Origin of the sequence: Methylobacterium sp. J-067, from assembly GCF_022829465.1 — a bacterium.
GTDB classification, from domain to species: domain Bacteria; phylum Pseudomonadota; class Alphaproteobacteria; order Rhizobiales; family Beijerinckiaceae; genus Methylobacterium; species Methylobacterium litchii.
In genome coordinates this window covers 615,872-634,595 of the sequence record NZ_JAKSXZ010000146.1, presented here as the reverse complement: position 1 = coordinate 634,595, position 18,724 = coordinate 615,872, and the positions used below count along the sequence as shown (strand labels likewise).

Annotated in this window: 19 protein-coding genes; 12 read left to right on the top strand and 7 right to left on the bottom strand. The window is 69.0% G+C overall.

All coding sequences use genetic code 11. The features are described from left to right. The first annotated feature begins 46 nt into the window (after window positions 1-46). Complete coding sequence (locus tag MKK52_RS26525) at window positions 47-1,720, top strand: electron transfer flavoprotein-ubiquinone oxidoreductase (protein WP_243959621.1); 1,674 nt, start codon at window positions 47-49, stop codon at window positions 1,718-1,720. 78 nt (window positions 1,721-1,798) lie between these two features. Continuing rightward, window positions 1,799-2,059 carry a flagellar protein gene (locus tag MKK52_RS26520; RefSeq protein ID WP_243959619.1) on the top strand — a complete coding sequence of 87 codons (261 nt, stop codon included), beginning with the start codon at window positions 1,799-1,801 and terminating at the stop codon, window positions 2,057-2,059. A 118-nt stretch (window positions 2,060-2,177) separates the two neighbouring features. Here the strand turns inward: MKK52_RS26520 and MKK52_RS26515 are convergent, their stop codons facing one another. Next, window positions 2,178-2,963, bottom strand: a complete 786-nt coding sequence (locus MKK52_RS26515) for a DUF3800 domain-containing protein (RefSeq protein ID WP_243959617.1) — start codon at window positions 2,961-2,963, stop codon at window positions 2,178-2,180. 217 nt (window positions 2,964-3,180) lie between these two features. On the opposite strand from MKK52_RS26515, the gene MKK52_RS26510 reads away from it, so the two are divergent. Both MKK52_RS26510 and MKK52_RS26505 read left to right on the top strand, forming a co-directional pair. After that, a complete protein-coding gene (locus MKK52_RS26510) occupies window positions 3,181-5,055 on the top strand; it encodes a tetratricopeptide repeat protein (RefSeq protein ID WP_243959615.1) in 1,875 nt (624 codons plus the stop codon). 211 nt (window positions 5,056-5,266) lie between these two features. After that, a complete protein-coding gene (locus tag MKK52_RS26505) occupies window positions 5,267-6,940 on the top strand; it encodes a formate--tetrahydrofolate ligase (protein ID WP_243959613.1) in 1,674 nt (557 codons plus the stop codon). A gap of 4 nt (window positions 6,941-6,944) precedes the next feature. On the opposite strand, the gene MKK52_RS26500 is transcribed toward MKK52_RS26505, so the two are convergent. Beyond that, window positions 6,945-7,364 carry a type II toxin-antitoxin system VapC family toxin gene (locus MKK52_RS26500; RefSeq protein WP_409564747.1) on the bottom strand — a complete coding sequence of 140 codons (420 nt, stop codon included), beginning with the start codon at window positions 7,362-7,364 and terminating at the stop codon, window positions 6,945-6,947. Next, window positions 7,364-7,621, bottom strand: a complete 258-nt coding sequence (locus MKK52_RS26495; RefSeq protein WP_243959611.1) for a type II toxin-antitoxin system Phd/YefM family antitoxin — start codon at window positions 7,619-7,621, stop codon at window positions 7,364-7,366. Before MKK52_RS26495 ends, MKK52_RS26500 begins: the two co-directional genes overlap by 1 nt. Window positions 7,622-7,794: 173 nt before the next feature. Here MKK52_RS26495 and MKK52_RS26490 point away from each other — a divergent pair, with 173 nt between their 5' ends. Next, the gene (locus MKK52_RS26490) at window positions 7,795-8,331 is read left to right on the top strand and encodes a MarR family winged helix-turn-helix transcriptional regulator (protein ID WP_409564746.1); all 537 of its coding nucleotides are present in this window, start codon (window positions 7,795-7,797) and stop codon (window positions 8,329-8,331) included. Next, entirely contained in the window at window positions 8,331-9,050 is a 720-nt protein-coding gene (locus MKK52_RS26485) for a response regulator (protein WP_243959609.1), read from the top strand. Before MKK52_RS26490 ends, MKK52_RS26485 begins: the two co-directional genes overlap by 1 nt. Here the strand turns inward: MKK52_RS26485 and MKK52_RS26480 are convergent. Next, window positions 9,040-9,774: a YggS family pyridoxal phosphate-dependent enzyme gene (locus tag MKK52_RS26480; RefSeq protein WP_243959607.1), complete on the bottom strand. Its 735-nt coding sequence runs from the start codon at window positions 9,772-9,774 to the stop codon at window positions 9,040-9,042. The genes MKK52_RS26485 and MKK52_RS26480 overlap by 11 nt on opposite strands. 129 nt (window positions 9,775-9,903) lie before the next feature. Here MKK52_RS26480 and leuS point away from each other — a divergent pair, with 129 nt between their 5' ends. The 4 genes from leuS (at window position 9,904) to MKK52_RS26460 (ending at window position 14,794) form a co-directional block, all read left to right on the top strand. After that, window positions 9,904-12,483, top strand: coding sequence for a leucine--tRNA ligase (gene leuS / locus MKK52_RS26475; protein ID WP_243959605.1), 2,580 nt, complete (start codon window positions 9,904-9,906; stop codon window positions 12,481-12,483). A gap of 101 nt (window positions 12,484-12,584) precedes the next feature. Further along, complete coding sequence (locus MKK52_RS26470) at window positions 12,585-13,175, top strand: hypothetical protein (RefSeq protein WP_243959603.1); 591 nt, start codon at window positions 12,585-12,587, stop codon at window positions 13,173-13,175. Window positions 13,176-13,249: 74 nt separating this feature from the next. Further along, a complete protein-coding gene (locus MKK52_RS26465) occupies window positions 13,250-14,251 on the top strand; it encodes an asparaginase (RefSeq protein ID WP_243959802.1) in 1,002 nt (333 codons plus the stop codon). A 9-nt stretch (window positions 14,252-14,260) separates the two neighbouring features. Beyond that, window positions 14,261-14,794, top strand: coding sequence for an isochorismatase family protein (locus tag MKK52_RS26460; RefSeq protein WP_313898781.1), 534 nt, complete (start codon window positions 14,261-14,263; stop codon window positions 14,792-14,794). 6 nt (window positions 14,795-14,800) lie between these two features. Here MKK52_RS26460 and MKK52_RS26455 read toward each other — a convergent pair whose 3' ends face one another. Beyond that, the gene (locus tag MKK52_RS26455; protein WP_243959601.1) at window positions 14,801-15,325 is read right to left on the bottom strand and encodes a sigma-70 family RNA polymerase sigma factor; all 525 of its coding nucleotides are present in this window, start codon (window positions 15,323-15,325) and stop codon (window positions 14,801-14,803) included. A gap of 59 nt (window positions 15,326-15,384) precedes the next feature. Further along, entirely contained in the window at window positions 15,385-15,624 is a 240-nt protein-coding gene (locus MKK52_RS26450; RefSeq protein ID WP_243959599.1) for a NepR family anti-sigma factor, read from the bottom strand. Window positions 15,625-15,966: 342 nt separating this feature from the next. Here MKK52_RS26450 and MKK52_RS26445 point away from each other — a divergent pair, with 342 nt between their 5' ends. Both MKK52_RS26445 and eutC read left to right on the top strand, forming a co-directional pair. Then, the gene (locus MKK52_RS26445) at window positions 15,967-17,370 is read left to right on the top strand and encodes an ethanolamine ammonia-lyase subunit EutB (RefSeq protein ID WP_243959597.1); all 1,404 of its coding nucleotides are present in this window, start codon (window positions 15,967-15,969) and stop codon (window positions 17,368-17,370) included. Continuing rightward, the gene (gene eutC / locus MKK52_RS26440) at window positions 17,367-18,119 is read left to right on the top strand and encodes an ethanolamine ammonia-lyase subunit EutC (RefSeq protein ID WP_243959595.1); all 753 of its coding nucleotides are present in this window, start codon (window positions 17,367-17,369) and stop codon (window positions 18,117-18,119) included. The genes MKK52_RS26445 and eutC overlap by 4 nt, the downstream gene beginning before the upstream one ends. Here the strand turns inward: eutC and MKK52_RS26435 are convergent. Further along, window positions 18,109-18,324, bottom strand: a complete 216-nt coding sequence (locus tag MKK52_RS26435; RefSeq protein WP_243959594.1) for a hypothetical protein — start codon at window positions 18,322-18,324, stop codon at window positions 18,109-18,111. The genes eutC and MKK52_RS26435 overlap by 11 nt on opposite strands. Between the last annotated feature and the right edge of the window lie 400 nt (window positions 18,325-18,724).

Genomic DNA, 18,724 nt, shown 5'->3' with positions numbered 1-18,724 from the left:
TCAGACGGCAGACAAAGCTGACACAAGAAGATCAGGAGTGGTGAGGATGGCGCTGCCCGAACGGGAGAGCATGGATTTCGATGTGGTGGTGGTCGGTGCCGGGCCTGCGGGTCTCTCGGCCGCCATCCGCCTGAAGCAGCGCGCCGCCGAGATCGGTGAGGAGATCAGCGTCGTCGTGGTGGAGAAGGGCTCCGAGGTCGGCGCCCACATCCTGTCCGGCGCGGTGGTGGACCCGATCGGCCTCGATGCCCTGCTCCCCGAATGGCGCACCGATCCCGAGCGCCCGCTCAAGACCGCCGTCGAGCGGGACGAGTTCATGATGCTCACCAAGAACAGCGGCATCACCCTGCCGAACCTGTTCTTCCCCAAGCTGATGTCGAACCACGGCAATTTCGTCGGCTCGCTGTCGAACGTCTGCAAGTACCTCGGGGCCCAGGCCGAGGCGCTCGGCGTCGAGATCTACCCCGGCTTCCCGGCCTCGGAGGTGCTGTTCGATGAGGCCGGCGCGGTGGTCGGCATCGCCACGGGCGACCTGGGCATCGGCAAAGCGGGCGAGCCGCGCGACGATTACACCCGCGGAATGGAGCTGCGCGGCAAGTACACGGTGTTCGGCGAGGGCGCGCGGGGCAACCTCACCAAGGGGCTCATCGCCCGCTACGGGCTGAACGCCCACAGCGACCACTTCAAGTACGGGCTCGGGGTGAAGGAGCTGTGGCAGCTCGCGCCCGGCAAGTTCGAGCCCGGCCTCGTCCAGCACACGATGGGCTGGCCCCTGCCGAACAAGGCCGGCGGCGGAAGCTGGCTCTACCATTTCGACGACCACCTGCTCTCGGTGGGGTTCGTCACGCACCTGAACTACGAGAACCCGACCCTGTCGCCGTTCGAGGAGTTCCAGCGCTTCAAGACCCACCCGATGATCGCGGAGACCTTCGAGGGCGCCAAGCGCATCGGCTACGGCGCGCGGGCGATCATGGAGGGCGGCTGGCAATCGGTGCCGAAGCTCGTCTTCCCCGGCGGCTGTCTGGTGGGCTGCTCGGCGGGCTTCGTGAACGTGCCGCGCATCAAGGGCTCGCACAACGCGGTGCTGTCGGGGATGCAGGCGGCCGACGCCATCGCCGACGCCCTCAAGGCCGGGCGCCAGGGCGACGAGCTGACCGCCTACGACCGGGGCTGGCGCAACAGCCCCATCGGGCAGGACCTGAAGCCGGTGCGCAACGTGAAGCCGCTCTGGTCCAAGTACGGCACGCTGGTCGGCATCGGGCTGGGCGGCATCGACATGTGGGCGACGAGCGTCCTCGGTACCTCGCCGTTCGGGACGCTCTCCCACGGCAAGCCCGACCATGCCTGCCTCAAGCCGCTCTCGGAGGTGACACCGATCACCTACCCGAAGCCGGACGGCAAGCTGACCTTCGACCGGCTCTCCTCGGTCTACCTGTCGAACACCAACCACGAGGAGGACCAGCCGCCCCACCTCAAGGTCCGGGACATGGAGTTGCAGAAGCGCTCCGAGCACGACGTGTTCGGCGGCCCGTCCAACCGCTACTGCCCGGCCGGCGTCTACGAGTGGGTCGAGGACGCCTCCGCCTCGGATGGGGTGCGCTACCAGATCAACGCGCAGAACTGCGTCCACTGCAAGACCTGCGATATCAAGGACCCGAACCAGAACATCGACTGGGTGACGCCGGAAGGACCGGGCGGGCCGAACTACCCGAACATGTGAGGCGATCCCTCGAATGCGACGGATTCGGTGCGCGCGATCTTCACGTCTCGCACCGATCCTCGCGGGCACGAGGTGACGATGTCCGATGCCCTGACGATCGCGACCGGCGGGATGAATACGGCGAGCCAGCGGCTGGACGCCGTGGCCGGTCGCGTCGCCGCGCTGGGAACCGAAACGGTGCCGGACCAGGGCGGCGGCGCGCTGCCGCCGGCCGCGACAATCGACCTCTCGGCGACGGCCCTCGACCTGATCGAGGCCAGAACGAGCTTCGCCCTGAACGCCGCCGTGGCGCGCACCGCCGACACGATGACCAAACGGACCCTCGACATCCTGGCCTGACGGATCGTTCGGGTTTGACTCGGAAGTGGAGCCTTCTCATATTGCTGCTGTCAGCCGGCAGTGGGTTTGGGTCACCGAGCCCCGGCGCCCTCGCCCGAGTGGCGCGCCGGTTGGCTCCTTATGGAAAGATCTTCGAGCCGACCGTCAGCGTTTCGAGTTTGCGGCCAATATCCCAGATCGCCTTCTTCGATGGAGCCGCATCGAGTTGAGCCTCGCGCCAGATCGGCCACGGAATGCCCGTCGGCTTCAGATCGAGGTAGCTGCGCAAGAGCGTTTGCTCCTGTCGATGATGCTTGAGGGCGAAATAAGCGACGATATCGACGCACTGGATGAGGCGGTTATTCGTCGATTGTACGAAGTGAATCGAATCGACGATTGAACTGATTTGTGTGGGGCGCCAGCCCATTCCTGTGCCGCTGAGCTTAAATACCTCAAGGTCGTCAATCAACTTTTGTTCGACTTCTTTGTTTTCGTCGGCGACAAGGAGGCCAAGCTCTGCCTTGCCCTGGCCCAGCCAATCCTCGATACGCTCAACTAGGAATAGAAACGCCATGCGATGGGGATGATGGCTTGAATAGAGTTTCATCTTGTCGACAGCAGCCCAGATGACGACGGCGTCATGGGCTGCAATCGCATCCAAAATGTCATGGATGCAGGTGATCCGATCCTTGGGTTTGATTCCCTTGAAAAAACCATTGCCGCCGTAAAGATCCGCTGCGTGGAGCTCGAAACCGTTGCTGAGCGTGACGATCCCAAAATGCTGCCATGTGATACTGCGAACTGCGGACTCCACTGCGCGGATCTTCGATTCGTGGACACAGAGCGCCGCGATCAGATGAATCGGTTGGTTCGGATCCTTGTGAGTCCCGGTATTGCCCGACTCATCGAGATAGATCAGATACATGACCGAAGTCCTATAACCGGACACCGGATGCTTCAAGAAGGATCACAGGCTGCTGACGCCTGCCTGACGGACCCGTGAGCCCCGCGCCATCCTTTCGCCTTGCGGCGGTGGCGGGATGAGTCCAGTCTCCGGGCGCTTTTCGCCCGGGCGACGCGCCCCGCATGTTTTCAGGCGCCGGCCCTTTCCAGGCCCGGCGTCTCAGGAGCCGGAACGGTTCATGACCCATCTTCGCGCCCGCCGCACCGTCTCGGCGCTCGCCCTCCTGCTGGCCACCGGCTTGCCGCACGGCGCGAACGCCGCCCAGCCGAAGGAGACCGCCTCGGTCCCGTCGGGCGATTACGAGCCGGCCGACTCCCTCGAGGGCAACTTCCTCTCGGCCTACATCGCGGGCGCGGCCCGCGACACGACGGCGGCGGCCACCTTCTACCGCGAGGCCGTCCGCGCCGACCCGCGCAACGCCGAACTCGTGGAGCGGGCCTTCATCTCCCTGCTCGCCGACGGCGCCCTGCCGGATGCCTTCCGCACGGCGGAGAAGCTCGTCGCCCGCGACCCGACCAACGGGCTCGCGAACCTCTCCCTTGGCGTCCGCCAGATCAAGGCGAGCCAATGGGCCGCCGCCCGCCAGAACTTCTCGCGCAGCGGCCGGGGCGCGGCCACCGACCTCACCGCCACCCTGCTGACCGCGTGGTCCTATGCCGGCGCGGGCGACAGCAAGCGGGCCCTCGACACCGTCGCCAAGCTCCGGGGTGAGCGCTACTACAACACGTTCCGCGACTATCACGCTGGCCTGATCGCCGCCGTGACCGGCGACGACAAGGAGGCCGAGGCGCGCCTCAAGGCCGCCTATGACGGCGACCGCAACACCCTGCGCATCGTGGACGCCTATGCCCGGCAGGAGGCCAGCATGGGCCACACCGACGTGGCGATCCAGGCCTATACCGACTTCGACCGGCTCTCGCCCCGCCACCCGCTGGTGCGCGACGCCCTCGACAAGCTGAAGGCCGGCAAGCCGCTGGGCAAGCTCGTCACCACCGCCCAGGACGGCGCCGCCGAGGTGCTCTACGGCCTCGGCTCGGCCGGCTCGACCCAGGGCGACGAACTGCCCGCCGTGATCTACCTGCGGCTCGCCCTCTACCTGTCGCCCGACCACGCGCTGGCCCGCCTGACGCTCGCCGACACCCTCGACCGGATGAAGCAGCCCGAGCGGGCCAACGAGGCCTACGCGCAGATTCCGGCGGCCTCGCCACTGAAGCTCAATTCCGACATCCAGATCGGCCTCAACCTAGAGCAGATGGGCAAGAGCGACGAGGCGGTGGCGCAGCTCGCCGCCGCGATGAAGGCCCATCCCGACGACATCGACGTCATTACCGCGCTCGGCAACGTGCAGCGGGCGCGCAAGCAATACGACGAGGCCGCCGCCAGCTACACCCGCGCCATCGACCTGATCGGCGACCGGCCGCTCTCGAACTACTGGACGACCTTCTACTTCCGCGGCGTCGCCTACGAGCGCGCCAAGCAATGGCCCAAGGCCGAAGCGGACCTGAAGAAGGCGCTCTCCCTGGTGCCGGACAGCCAGCCCGCCGCCAAGGCGCAGGTAATGAACTACCTGGGCTATTCCTGGGTCGACCAGAATATGAACATCGACGAGGCGTTCAAGCTGCTGCAGCAGGCCGCCGATTCCGCTCCCCGCGACGGCATGATCGTCGACAGCCTGGGCTGGGCCTATTTCCGCCTTGGCCGCTGGGACGACGCGGTGCGCGAGCTGGAGAAGGCCGTCGAGCTGAAGCCCGGCGACCCGACCATCAACGACCACCTCGGCGACGCCTATTGGCGCGCCGGCCGCCGCCTCGAGGGCAAGTTCCAGTGGCAGCACGCCAAGGACCTGAACCCCGAGCCGGACGATCTCGCCAAGATCAACGACAAGCTGAAGGACGGCCTGCCGGAGACGAGCAAGCCCACCGCCACCGCCGAGAACCCGCCGGCCCCCGTGGCGGCGCCGCACTCGCCCGACAACCCGGAATTGCCGAAGGGCGCCCCCCAGCCCCACGAGGCGCCGGGCTCGGCCGACAAGCCGAAGAAGACGGGCGGCTGATCCCCACGCCGCCGCCTCTCCGCGCGGGGAGGCGGCGGGACGCTCGGGGACAAGTCCTTTTTGTCCACCGCTTGAGAAAAATCGGCGCGCATTTCCCGGCGCTTCGGTCCACATTACCGGCCACGATCGCACCCTGCCGCCCCATGCGCGGCAAACCCCGCGCGGGCCTGTCCGCCGGGGGCCACCGTGCGGCTGACAGGGAGGGAACGCCATGCCGTCCGATATCGAGATCGCCCGCGCGGCGACCCTGAGGCCCATCGCCCAGGTCGCCGAGAAGCTCGGCATCCCGGACGAGGCCCTGCACAATTACGGCAAGCACATCGCCAAGCTCGACCACGGCTTCATCCAGTCCCTCGAAGGGCGGCCGGAGGGCAAGCTGGTCCTCGTCACCGCCATCTCCCCGACGCCGGCCGGCGAGGGCAAGACCACCACGACGGTCGGCCTCGGCGACGCCCTGAACCGCATCGGCGAGAAGACGATGATCTGCCTGCGCGAGCCCTCGCTGGGGCCGTGCTTCGGCATGAAGGGCGGCGCGGCCGGTGGCGGCAAGGCGCAGGTCGTGCCGATGGAGCAGATCAACCTGCACTTCACCGGCGACTTCCACGCCATCACCTCGGCGCACAGCCTCGCGGCGGCGCTGATCGACAACCACGTCTACTGGGCGAACGAGCTCAACATCGACGTGCGCCGCATCTTCTGGCGCCGCGTGGTGGACATGAACGACCGGGCGCTGCGGGCCATCACCCAGTCGCTGGGCGGCGTCGCCAACGGCTTCCCCCGCGAGGACGGGTTCGACATCACCGTCGCCTCCGAGGTGATGGCGGTGTTCTGCCTCGCCAAGAACCTCGAGGACCTGGAAGAGCGCCTCGGCCGGATCGTGATCGCCGAGACCCGCGACCGCAAGCTCGTGACCCTCAAGGACGTGAAGGCCACGGGCGCCATGACGGTGCTCCTGAAGGACGCGCTGCAGCCGAACCTCGTGCAGACGCTGGAGGGTAACCCGGCGCTGATCCACGGCGGGCCCTTCGCCAACATCGCTCACGGCTGCAATTCGGTGATCGCCACCCGCGCCGGCCTGCGGCTCGCCGACTACACGGTGACGGAGGCCGGCTTCGGCGCCGATCTCGGGGCGGAGAAGTTCCTCGACATCAAGTGCCGGCAGGCGGGCATCAGCCCCTCGGCGGTGGTGATCGTGGCGACCGTCCGCGCCCTCAAGATGCATGGCGGCGTGAACAAGAAGGACCTCGGCTCCGAGAACGTGGACGCCCTGGAGAAGGGCTTCGCCAACCTCGCCCGCCACGTCACCAACGTGCGCAATTTCGGCCTGCCGGTGGTGGTGGCGGTGAACCACTTCTACGCCGACACCGATGCCGAGCACGCCAAGCTGAAGGCGCTGTGCAGCGAGAAGCTCGGCGTCGAGGCCATCACCTGCAAGCACTGGGCGGATGGCGGCGCGGGCGCCGAGGAACTGGCCCGCGCGGTGGTGAAGCTCTCGGAGGGCGGCGCGCAAGCCATCCGCTACACCTACGAGACCGAGACGAAGCTCACCGACAAGATCCGCGCCATCGCGACGAAGCTCTACGGCGCGGGGGACGTGCAGATCGAATCGAAGGCCGCGCAGAAGCTCGCCGGCTTTGAGAAGGTGGGCTACGGCCACCTGCCGATCTGCATGGCCAAGACGCAGTACTCGTTCTCGACCGACCCGACGCTGATGGGCGCCCCCGAGGGCCACGTGGTGGCGGTGCGCGACGTCCGCCTGTCGGCCGGCGCGGGCTTCATCGTGGCGATCTGCGGTGAGATCATGACCATGCCCGGCCTGCCCAAGGTCCCGGCGGCCGACACGATCCGGCTGGACGCGAACGGCCAGATCGACGGGCTGTTCTAGGGTCTCAAGGCTCCCACGGATTGACGAGGGGCACCCCCGTCGCCGCAAAGTCGGCGACGTTCCGGGTGACCACCGTCAGTCCGTGGACGAGGGCGGTGGCGGCGATCAGCCCGTCCCGAAAGGGGATCGGGTCGGGGATGTGCAGGCGCGCGCTGGCGCGGGCGACTGGCGCATCGACCGGGAGACATCGCCCCGCGAAGGTCGGCAGCGCATGGCCGTCGAGCCACGTCCGCAGGAGCGCACCCTGCACCGGATCCCGCCGCTCCAGCAGGCCGACACCGACCTCCAGCTCGTGAACGGTGATCACGGAGAGGAACAGGCTCGCCGGGGAGACCGTGCGCGACCATGCGGCGACGTTCGGATGCGCCTTGCCCGTCCGAACCTTCCGCAGTTCCGAGACGACGTTGGTGTCGAGGAGGACCATCAGGAGAAGTCGGCCCCGCCGGCCAGATCCCGCGAGCGGGGAAAGTCGATCTCGACATCCTCGACCCCGGCGGGCCAACCGAGGGCGTCCGCGATGTCCTGGCCTTGTCCCGTCAGACGCCGGTACTCCTCGATGCTCAGCAGGACGTGCGCGGGCCGCCCGCGATCGGTGATGAAGACTGGGCCCTCGGCGGCGGCCTTCTTCGCGCGCCCGGTATCCTGATTGAATTCGCGGCTGGACAGGATGGTGCTCGGCATGGCCGTGCTCCCCACGGATGAGCAGGTGTAGGAACGTTACTACCCCTGCTGAGGCCGAGACAAGCGTCGCATCGTGACCTGACCCCGCCCCCCGGCCAGGGTTGACGGGCCGCGCGTGCGCTGTGAAACGTCATAGGCACTGACCTATCGCCCGTTCGGGGAGCGGCCGCGCCGTGACACCGATAGCCCCGCGCGAGGCGCACTCCGTCTCGAAATCCGTCGTCGGCACCGTGCGGCACCAGCCTGCCGGCGACGACCTGATCGAGCTCCTGTTCTTCGCCTATCGCGACTTCGTCGGCGATCCCGACCGGATCCTCACGGCCTATGGCTTCGGGCGCGCGCACCACCGGGTGCTCCACTTCGTGGACCGCTATCCCGGCCTGACCATCGCCGAACTCCTCGACATCCTGCGCATCACCAAGCAGAGCCTCAACCGGGTGCTGAAGGACCTGATCGGGCAGGGCTACGTCGTCCAGCGCCCCGGCGAGACCGACCGGCGCCAGCGGCTCCTCACCTGCACCGAATCGGGGGCGGCGCTCGCCGCCGACCTCACCCGCGTGCAGGCTCGGCGGCTGGCGCGGGCCCTCGCTTCGCCGGACGCGACCGCCTCACCGGAGGATTTCCTGATGGCGATGATCGAGCCGGAGGACAGGCCGGCGGTGCGCCGCCTGATGGCCCGCAGGACCGTGCGCGGCGGAGGGGGGGCCTGATGTCGTCCCCCGCCCGTCTCGACCCGGCCGACCTGCCCGACGAGGCCCCCCACATCCTCGTGGTGGACGACGACCGCCGCCTGCGCGAATTGCTCGCCCGCTACCTCGCAGACCAGGGCTTCCGGGTGACGGCGGCGGCGAGCGCCGAGGAGGCGCGGGCGCGCGCCCAGGCCCTGGTCTTCGACGCCATGGTGCTCGACGTGATGATGCCCGGCGAGAACGGGTTCGATTACGCCCGCAGCGTCCGCGAGACCTCGAAGGTGCCGATCCTGATGCTCACCGCCCGCTCGAACCCGAACGACCGGGTGATGGGGCTGGAGATCGGCGCCGACGATTACCTGCCCAAGCCCTTCGACCCGCGCGAGCTGACGCTACGGCTCAACAACATCATCAACCGGGGGCCCGTCCGCCCGCGCGACGCGGATGCGGCGCCGGTCTCCTTCGGGCCCTTCGTGTTCCGCCCCGACAAGGGCGAGTTGCGTCGCGACGGCGAGACCCTGCGCATCACCGAGCGGGAACGCGAGATCCTGGCGGTCCTCGCCCAGGCCGCCGGGGCGGGCGTCGAGCGCGAGCATCTGGCCGGTGCCGGTGGCGCGGCGGCCGAGCGGGCGATCGACGTGCAGATCAACCGCCTGCGCCGGAAGATCGAGGTGGACCCGGCCAACCCCTCCTTCCTGCAGACGGTGCGCGGCGTGGGCTACCGCCTCGTCATCGATTGAGCCGCCGCCCGAAGATCGCGGTGCCGACCCGGACATGGGTCGCGCCCACCTGGATCGCCGCCGGGTAATCGGCGCTCATGCCCATGGACAGGATCGGCAGGTTGCGCTCATGGGCGAGCTTCGCCAGCAGGGCGAAATGCGCCGAGGGCGGATCCTCCACGGGCGGGATGCACATCAGGCCCTGGATCGCGAGCCCATGGGTGTCGCGGCAGGCGGCGAGCAGCGTGTCGAGCTCATCGACGGGAACGCCGGATTTCTGCTCCTCGTCTCCCGTGTTCACTTGAATGAGCAGCTTCGGCGTCCGTCCCTGGCGGGTGATCTCCTTGGCGAGGGCGGCGGCGAGCGACAGCCGGTCGAGGGAATGGATCACGTCGAACAGGGCCACCGCCTCACGCGCCTTGTTCGATTGCAGCGGCCCGACGAGGTGCAACTCCACGTCCGGATACCGCTCCTTGAGCGCGGGCCATTTCGCGGTCGATTCCTGCACGTAGTTCTCGCCGAACAGGCGTTGCCCGGCCTCCAGCGCCGGCAGGATGCCCTCCGCCGGCACCGTCTTCGAGATGGCGATGAGATGGACGTCGGCCGGGTCGCGGTCGCTGTCGCGGGCCGCGCGGGCGACGCCCTCGCGCACCTCCGCGAGCCCGGCGGCGACGTCGGCCTCGCCCACCGGGGGCATGTGGCCGGTCTCGGCGCGGGCGGGCGGTCCGGGCAGGGGGGCAGGCATGGAAGGCTCCTCGGTCTCGCCGATGGGGGCAAGCACGGACGCAGCCGCCATGCAAGGGCCGTTGACCCGTCGCCTCCCGGATATGCTACTGCGCCGCAAGACGCCCGTTCCCGCGACAGACCCGGCCCGATGACCGACGCTCCCACCCCGATCGAACGCTACAACGCCAAGGATGCCGAGCCGCGCTGGCAGGCGGCGTGGTCGCAAGCCAAGATCTTCGAGACGGACAACGCGGACCAGCGCCAGAAATACTACGTGCTGGAGATGTTCCCCTACCCGTCGGGGCGCATCCACATGGGCCACGTCCGCAACTACGCGATGGGCGACGTGGTGGCCCGCTACAAGCGCGCCAAGGGCTTCAACGTGCTGCACCCGATGGGCTGGGACGCCTTCGGCCTGCCGGCCGAGAACGCCGCCATGGAGCGCAAGGTCAACCCGCGCACCTGGACCTACGAGAACATCGCCACGATGCGCGGGCAGTTGCAGTCGATGGGGCTGTCGCTCGACTGGAGCCGGGAGATCGCCACCTGCGACCCCGATTATTACAAGCACCAGCAGCGCATGTTCCTCGACTTCCTGGAGAAGGGGCTCGTCGCGCGGCGCACGGCAAAGGTGAACTGGGACCCCGTGGACCACACCGTGCTCGCCAACGAGCAGGTGATCGACGGGCGCGGCTGGCGCTCGGGCGCGCTGGTGGAGCAGCGCGAGCTGACCCAATGGTTCTTCCGCATCACCCATTTCGCGGAAGACCTGCTCACCGCCCTCGACGGCCTCGACCGCTGGCCGGAGAAGGTCCGGCTGATGCAGAAGAACTGGATCGGCCGCTCCGAGGGGCTGGAGGTCCGCTTCGGCCTGACGCAGAGCGTTGCCGGCTACGGAGATAGCATCACCGTCTACACGACGCGGCCCGACACGCTGTTCGGCGCGAAGTTCCTCGCCATCGCCGCCGACCATCCGATCGCCGCGAGCCTCGCCGAGGGCAACGCGGCGCTGCAGGGCTTCATCGCCGAATGCCAACGCATCGGCACGGCCCAGGCGGCCATCGACACGGCGGAGAAGCTCGGCTTCGACACCGGCCTGCGGGTGCGCCACCCCCTCGCCCCGTCCTGGGAATTGCCGGTCTACGTCGCGAACTTCGTGCTGATGGAGTACGGCACCGGCGCCGTGTTCGGCTGCCCGGCGCATGACCAGCGCGACCTCGACTTCGCCAACAAGTACGGGCTCGGCAACACACCGGTCGTCTGCCCCGAGGGGCAGGATCCAGCGAGCTTCGTCATCACCGACACCGCCTATGACGGCGATGGGCGGATGATCCACTCGCGCTTCCTCGACGGCATGACCACGGACGAGGCCTTCGCCGCGGTGGCGAGTCGCCTGGAAGGGGAGGGAGTCGCGACCCGCAAGGTGCAGTTCCGCCTGCGCGACTGGGGCGTCTCGCGCCAGCGCTACTGGGGCTGCCCGATCCCGATCATCCATTGCGACTCGTGTGGCCCCGTGCCGGTGCCGGTGGCGGACCTGCCGGTGAAGCTGCCGGAGGAGGTGTCCTTCGATCAGCCCGGCAACCCGCTGGAGCGGGATGCGGCGTGGCGGCAGGTGCCCTGCCCGCAATGCGGGGCCGCCGCTCGGCGCGAGACGGACACGATGGACACCTTCGTGGATTCGTCGTGGTACTTCGCCCGCTTCACCGCCCCGTGGCTGACGAACGAGCCCACGGATGCCGAGACGGTGAACCGCTGGCTGCCGGTGGACCAGTATATCGGCGGCATCGAGCACGCGATCCTGCACCTGCTCTACGCCCGCTTCTTCACGCGGGCGATGCGCGAGACCGGCTGGTCCGGCGTGTCCGAGCCGTTCGCCGGCCTGTTCACGCAGGGCATGGTGGTCCACGAGACCTACAAGGACGCGGCCGGCGCCTGGGTGCCTCCGGCCGACATCCGCCTCACCAGCGAGGGCGGGGAGCGGCAGGCGTTTCACGTGAAAACTAACGGCCCGGTAACCATCGGGCCGATCGAGAAGATGTCGAAGTCCAAGAAGAACGTCGTGGACCCGGACGACATCATCGCGAGCTACGGCGCCGACACGGCCCGCTGGTTCATGCTCTCGGATTCGCCGCCGGAGCGCGACGTGATCTGGACGGAGGAGGGGGTGCAGGGGGCAGCCCGCTTCGTGCAGCGCGTGTGGCGCCTCGTGAACGCTGCCTGTGCGGCCACGGGCGACGGCGCGTCCGATCTGGCGCTTCGCAAGGCGGCCCACCGGGCGCTGGCCTCCGTGGGCGAGGATGTCGAGCGGCTGCGCTTCAACCGCTGCGTCGCGCACATCTACACCTTGGCCAACGCGCTGGATGAAGGCTTGCGCGGGGCCGCCACTCGGGCCGCCGCCAAGGAGGCCGCGGGCATTCTCGTGCAGCTCATCGCGCCGATGATGCCCCACCTCGCCGAGGAGTGCTGGACGGCGCTGGGCCGGGACGGCCTCGTCGCGGCGGCGCCCTGGCCGGAGGCCGAGGCCGGTCTGCTGGTCGAGGACGAGATCACCCTGCCGGTGCAGATCAACGGCAAGAAGCGGGCGGACGTCACCGTCCCGCGCGATGCCGACGCCAAGGCCGTCGAAGCCGCGACGCTCGCCCTCGAGGCCGTCCAGAAGGTCCTGGAGGGCAAGGCCCCGCGCAAGGTGATCGTGGTGCCGGGGCGGATCGTGAATTTGGTGGTGTGAGATCCAGGGGGGCGTCAACGCCCTCTTAAGGGAAGCGTGGGTAAATTGCACACGGACCCGCTGCCGGGCGTGCCGGCGATTCCGTGCCGAGTTTGAACCCCGTGACCAGCATCTCCAGTACCAGCCAAGCCTATACGGCCCAGGCGACGAGCCATGCGCATTCGGGCAAGAACCGAATGGCCAGCGCCATCCAGCAGCAGGAGGCGAGCGGTGCCCTCAGCAGCACCGACGCCGACGCGCTGACCAGCGCGCTGTCCTCCATCGATTCGAGCCTGTCGAGCTCGTCCTCGTCGAGCACGTCCACCACCCGCCTCGACCCGTCGTCCATGAAGGACCGGATCGACAGCCTGATCTCCGATCAGGTCAGCAGCGGCACCCTGACCAGCGATCAGGCGAGCGAGCTGAAGAACCTCTTCGCCAGCCACGGCAAGAGCGTCACCAGCAGCAGCAGCGACTCGGACAGCGACACCGACGGTCCGCAGGGTCCGCCCCCGCCCGGCCCGCCCCCCGGGGCCGATGCCAGCACGTCGTCTTCGTCGTCGTCCAGCAGCACGTCGAGCACGAGCGATCTCCTGAGCGCGTTCATACAGCAGCTCCAGGCCGCGCAATCGAGCGGTACGGGCTACGCGGCGAGCGGACAGAGCAGCACCGCGCAATCCTCCTCGGCCCTGCTGTTCGACTTCCAGAGCTGAGGCGCGGCTCCTCTCTTGCACTCCCCCTTCGGCGGGCGCATCGCAGGCCCGTCGGAGAGGGAGTGAGGATCAGGATGAAGGGTCAGCCGAAAGTCGCGTTCATCGGCACGGGTGGGACGATCTCGTCGCTTGGGCGCGACCCGCTCGATATCCTCGATTATACGGCCACCGACCGGCGGCTCGATGCCGGGGGCATCGTCGCGGCGGTGCCGGACCTGGCGCGGGTCGCGGAGATCGTGCCGGTGCCGTTCCGGGCGGTGACGAGCCCGGCCATCGGCTACGCGGAATGGCGTGACCTCGTCCTGCTCTGCGAGCGCGTCGCGGGTGAGCATCCCGACCTCGCCGGCATCGTCATCGGCCACGGCACGGCGACGCTGGAAGAGACGGCCTATGCCCTGAGCCTCACGCTCACGGTCGACCTGCCGGTGGTGCTCGTCGGCTCGCAGCGTCCCATGAGCGCCCTGTCCACCGATGCCGGGCTCAACCTCGTGGCGGCCGTGCGCACCGCCGCCGCGCCGGCCTCGCGCGGGCGCGGAGTGCTGGTCGTCCTGAACGACGAGATCCAGGCGGCACGGGAGGTTACCAAGACCTCCGTCACCCGGCTGCAGACCTTCCGCACGCCGGATTTCGGGGTGCTCGGCCATGTCGATGGCGACAGCGTGCGCTACTACCGCCGCACCGAGCGGGCGCACGCCCCCGGCACGCCCTTCGACATCCGTGCGCGGGCGGCCCTGCCGCGCGTGGACATCGCCTACGCCTATGCCGACGCGGACGGGACGGCGGTGCGCGCCTTCCGCGCGGCGGGCGCGTGGGGTCTCGTGGCGGCGGGCCTCGCCCCCGGCATGGTGCCCCCCGCCGAGGCCGACGCCCTCGAAGAGGCGGCAGGGGCGGGGCTGATCGTGGTGATGTCGACGCGGGCGGGCAGCGGCATCGTCCCCCTGAGCACGCGGCTGCGGGAGCGCGGCATCCTCACCGCCGACAACCTGACGCCGCAGAAGGCGCGCATCCTGTTGTCCCTGGCGCTCACCGTGACGCAGGATCGCGCGACCGTCGCCGATCTCTTCGCCACCTACTGAAGGCCCTCCATGCCGCTGCCGCCCATCGATGCTGCACGCTCGCTCCTCGTCCTCGTCGACATCCAGGCCCGGCTCGTGCCGGCCATCGCGGACGCCGAGGCGATGATCGCCAACGCGCGGCGCCTGAAGGACGCGGCGGGGCTCCTCGGCGTGCCGGTGCTGCTCACCGAGCAGAACCCCGACGCCCTGGGCGCCACGGTGCGGGAGCTGGCCGGCGGCGAGACCATCGCCAAGATGGAGTTCGACGTGACCCGCCGGGAGGGCTTCCTTGCCCATGTCCCGGACGGGGCGGAGGTGATCCTCGCGGGCTGCGAGGCGCATATCTGCGTGCTGCAGACGGCGCTCGGCCTGATGACAGCGGGGCATCCGGTGCGGATCGTGCGCAACGCGGTGGGCTCCCGGCGCACCGAGAACCGCGAGGCGGCTTTGGCCCGCCTCGCGGCCCATGGCGCGGACATCGTCACCACCGAGATGGTGGTGTTCGAGTGGATCGGCACGGCCGCCCATCCCCGCTTCCGCGAGGTGGTGCGGCTCATCAAGTAGCGCCGGTCAGCGGTCTTCGAGCGCGGCCCGCGTGGCACTGTCGGCGCCGATGTCGTCCGTGCCCTGCATGCCGAGATTCTCGATCAGCCGCACGCGGGCGCGGCTGACCCGGCTCTTGATGGTGCCCACCGCCACGCCGCAGATCTCGGCGGCTTCCTCGTAGGTGAAGCTCTGCGCGCCCACGAGGATCAGCGCCTCGCGCTGGGCATGGGGCAGCAGGTTCAGGGCATCCTGAAACTGCGCCATCTCCATCCGCACCTCCTGCTCCGGCAGGGCGGCGAGGCGCGCGGCGTGGACGCCGTCGGCGTCCTCCACCTCTCGCTTGCGCTTGCGCTGCTCCGAGTAGAACAAGTTGCGCAGGATGGTGAACAGCCACGCCGTGAGGTTGGTGCCCCGGCGAAAGCTCTCGGCCCGCGTCCAGGCCCGCACCAGCGTGTCCTGCACGAGGTCGTCCGACCGGTCGAGGTCGTAGGTCAGCGAGAAGGCGAAGGCGCGCAGCGCCGGGATCGCGCCGAGCAGGAGCTCGCGCATTTCCGCGTCGGCACCCGGAGGCGTCCCCACCGGCGGGGGGCACGGAGCAAGGGACTGCATCATCGCGAAGGCTCCCGTTCGGCGCGCTCGGACATCCCGCCGGGCTCGGCGAGGGTGTCCACGAGGGCGCGCAAGTGGTCGGGGATCGGCAGGGCCAGGACCTGCGCGTAGTGCCGCTGCAACTCGCGCCCGATCCGGGCGCGGGCTCCGGCATCGACCGAACCCCGGCGGGGCTCGGCCGTGCGCGGACCGGCCCTGATCGCGGCCGGTCCTGCCTCCTCATCGTGGTCGTGAGCCATCGTCTCGTCCTGCGGACGGGCGAATCCGGCTTGCTGCCATACACGCGGGTACGGCGGCGTCTCGGCGCATCGCCCTGATGGCGGCGCTGATATGGGGTGGGGATTTAATCGGCTCTGAACTCTGTATTCAGCAAATATTAAGTGCCGGTACGAGTTAGTGTTATCAAATGTTTCAGCAGTGTAACAAGTAACAAACGCGAAACATACCAAAGCTTGGCAATGACTATGGCCCGCTCAGGATGAACATCACCTGAGCGACAAGCGTGGCCGGAATGCGGCGGGCCCTGGCGTTCCGGCGCCGGAGCGGCGAGGATCGGGGCAGGCTCCTGCGGAGATCCCGCCATGGCGTATGCTACGACGATCGAGGGGACGTGCTTCACCTTCCCCGACCTGAAGAGTCTGATGGCCAAGGCGACGCCCGAGCGCTCGGGCGACCAACTCGCCGGCATCGCGGCGGAGGGGCCGGTGGAGCGTCTGGCCGCGCAGATCGCGCTGGCCGACCTGCCCCTCAAGACCTTCCTCGAACAGGAGCTGATCCCCTCCGAGGAGGACGAGGTCTCGGACCTCATCGCCCGGCGTCATGACGCCGAAGCGTTCGCGCCGGTCTCCTCGCTCACCGTCGGCGCGTTCCGGGAATGGCTGCTCCGCACCGAGGCGGACGGGCCGGTGCTCGCCGCCCTCTCGCCCGGCCTGACCCCGGAACTGGTCGCGGCCGTCTCGAAGATTTGCCGACTTCAGGACCTTGTGGCCATCGCCGCCAAACGGCCGGTGGTGACGCGCTTCCGCTCGACGATCGGGCTGCCAGGGCGCCTCTCGACTCGCAACCAGCCGAACCATCCGACCGATTCGTCCGAAGGCATCCTCGTCTCGGCCCTCGACGGGCTACTGATGGGCTCGGGCGATGCGGTGATCGGCGTGAACCCCGCCACCGACTCGCTGCCCGATTACATCCGCATCGTGGAGTTGCTGGAAACCCTGCGCCTGCGCCTCAACGTGCCGACGCAGCATTGCTGCCTCGGCCACGTCACCGTGGCGATCGAGGCGATGGGGCGGGGGGCGCCGGTCGATCTGGTGTTCCAGTCGGTGGCCGGCTCGCAGAAGGCCAATGCCGGGTTCGGGGTCGATCTCACCGTCCTGCGCGAGGCCGCGCAGGCGGGACGGGCGCTGGGCCGCTGCCCGGCGGACGGGCAGTTCATGTATTTCGAGACCGGCCAGGGCTCGGCCCTCTCGGCGGAGGCCCATTGGGGGGTCGATCAGCAGACGATGGAGGCCCGCGCCTACGCCGTGGCGCGGGAGTTCGATCCGCTCCTCGTCAACACCGTGGTCGGGTTCATCGGGCCGGAATACCTCTACGACGGCAAGCAGATCATCCGCGCCGGGCTGGAGGATCATTTCTGCGGCAAGCTCCTCGGCCTGCCGATGGGGGTGGACGTCTGCTACACCAACCATGCCGACGCCGACGGCGAGGACATGGACGCGCTCCTCACCCTGCTCTGCGCGGCGGGAGTGAACTTCGTCATCACCGTGCCGGGGGCGGACGACGTGATGCTGAACTACCAGTCCCTGTCGCACCACGATGCCGTCTTCGCGCGGCAGACCCTCGGCCGGGCGCCGGCCCCGGAATTCGAGGCGTGGCTCCGGGAGGTCGGCGTCACCGATGCGCGGGGGCTTTTGCGCGGCGGCGCGGGGGACCTGCCCGGCGCCTTCGCGGAAGCTTCCCGACTGCTGCCGGGGAAGGCCGCATGAGCCGGCCGCCCTCCCTGCGGGACCTGCGCTCCCTCACCCAGGCGCGGATCGCGCTCGGCGCCCACGGCGCCGGCTGGCCCACCGCCGCCTCCCTGGCCTTCGGCCTCGACCATGCCCGCGCCCGCGAGGCGGTGTGGACGCCCCTCGATCCGGCCGCGATCCGCGAGGCCCTGACGGCGCAGGGGCTCGCGTCGGTCGAAATCCGCTCCAACGTCGCCGACAGGGCGGAATACCTGCGCCGCCCGGACAAGGGCCGCACGCTCCATCCCGATGGCGACGCCGTCCTCAGCGAGGCGGGACAGGGCTTCGACCTCGCCATCGTCATCGCGGACGGGCTCTCCGCGACGGCGGTCGCCCTCAACGCGGTGCCGGCGGCGGCGGCGCTGGCGGCGCGGGCGAAGCGGGCCGGCTGGAGCCTCGCGCCCCTCGTCGTCGCGACACAGGCGCGGGTGGCGCTCGGCGATCCCGTGGGCGCGCGGCTGAAGGCGCGGGCGGTGGTGGTGCTGATCGGCGAGCGGCCGGGCCTCTCGGCCTCGGACAGCCTCGGCTGCTACGTCACCTTCTCGCCGGAGCCCGGTCTGCCCGATTCCCGGCGCAACTGCATCTCAAACATCCGCCAGGACGGCCTCTCCATCGAGGCGGCGACCGCGCAGATGGAGGCGTTGCTGCGGGCCATGTTCGCGCAGCGACTCAGCGGCGTCGGGCTCCGGCGGGACGAAGCCGCGTTGCCCGGCCCCGCTACTGCATGAAGGCCCAGGCGAGGCGCAGGGCGTCGAACTCCGACGCGTCCAACGGGTCGAGCCAGTCGAAGTCGACGGTGCGGTCTTCGTCGCGATCCGGCTGCGGCGGCGTCGGCTCCGGAGCGCCGGGATAGGCCGCCGCGCGCTCCCGTGCCGTCCGGCAGGTCGCCTCGCGGCCACAGGTGCAGGTCCGGGGCGGAGAGATGGTGTCCATGGCGGCCCTCCTCACGGGCTGTCGGGGCTTCCCCGACGCCGCCGAGACTGATCCCGCGCCGAGGCCCCGGCCTTGATCCAGCGCAAACCGGCATCGCGGCGGACGCCCCGGAGGGGAGGCGCCGATGCTTGCAATCACTGGTCGATTTTGCAGTCATACTGCTACGCCAGCATGCATTCGCGTCAGATCCGCGCAGTTTATAATGCAAGCGGCCTCGCGCTGTTTCGTTTCTAAGTAATTTTAAAACAGGTATGTATTTGGAACCGTTCGATATCGGCGACGTTTGGGTGAGACAAAATCTCCATATGTCATCTATGAACACTGTTTTGTGATCGACGCCGTCCGGTTCGCGGGGCATAGACCGGCGCGAACGAAAGATGGGAAGCAGCGATGGGCCAGG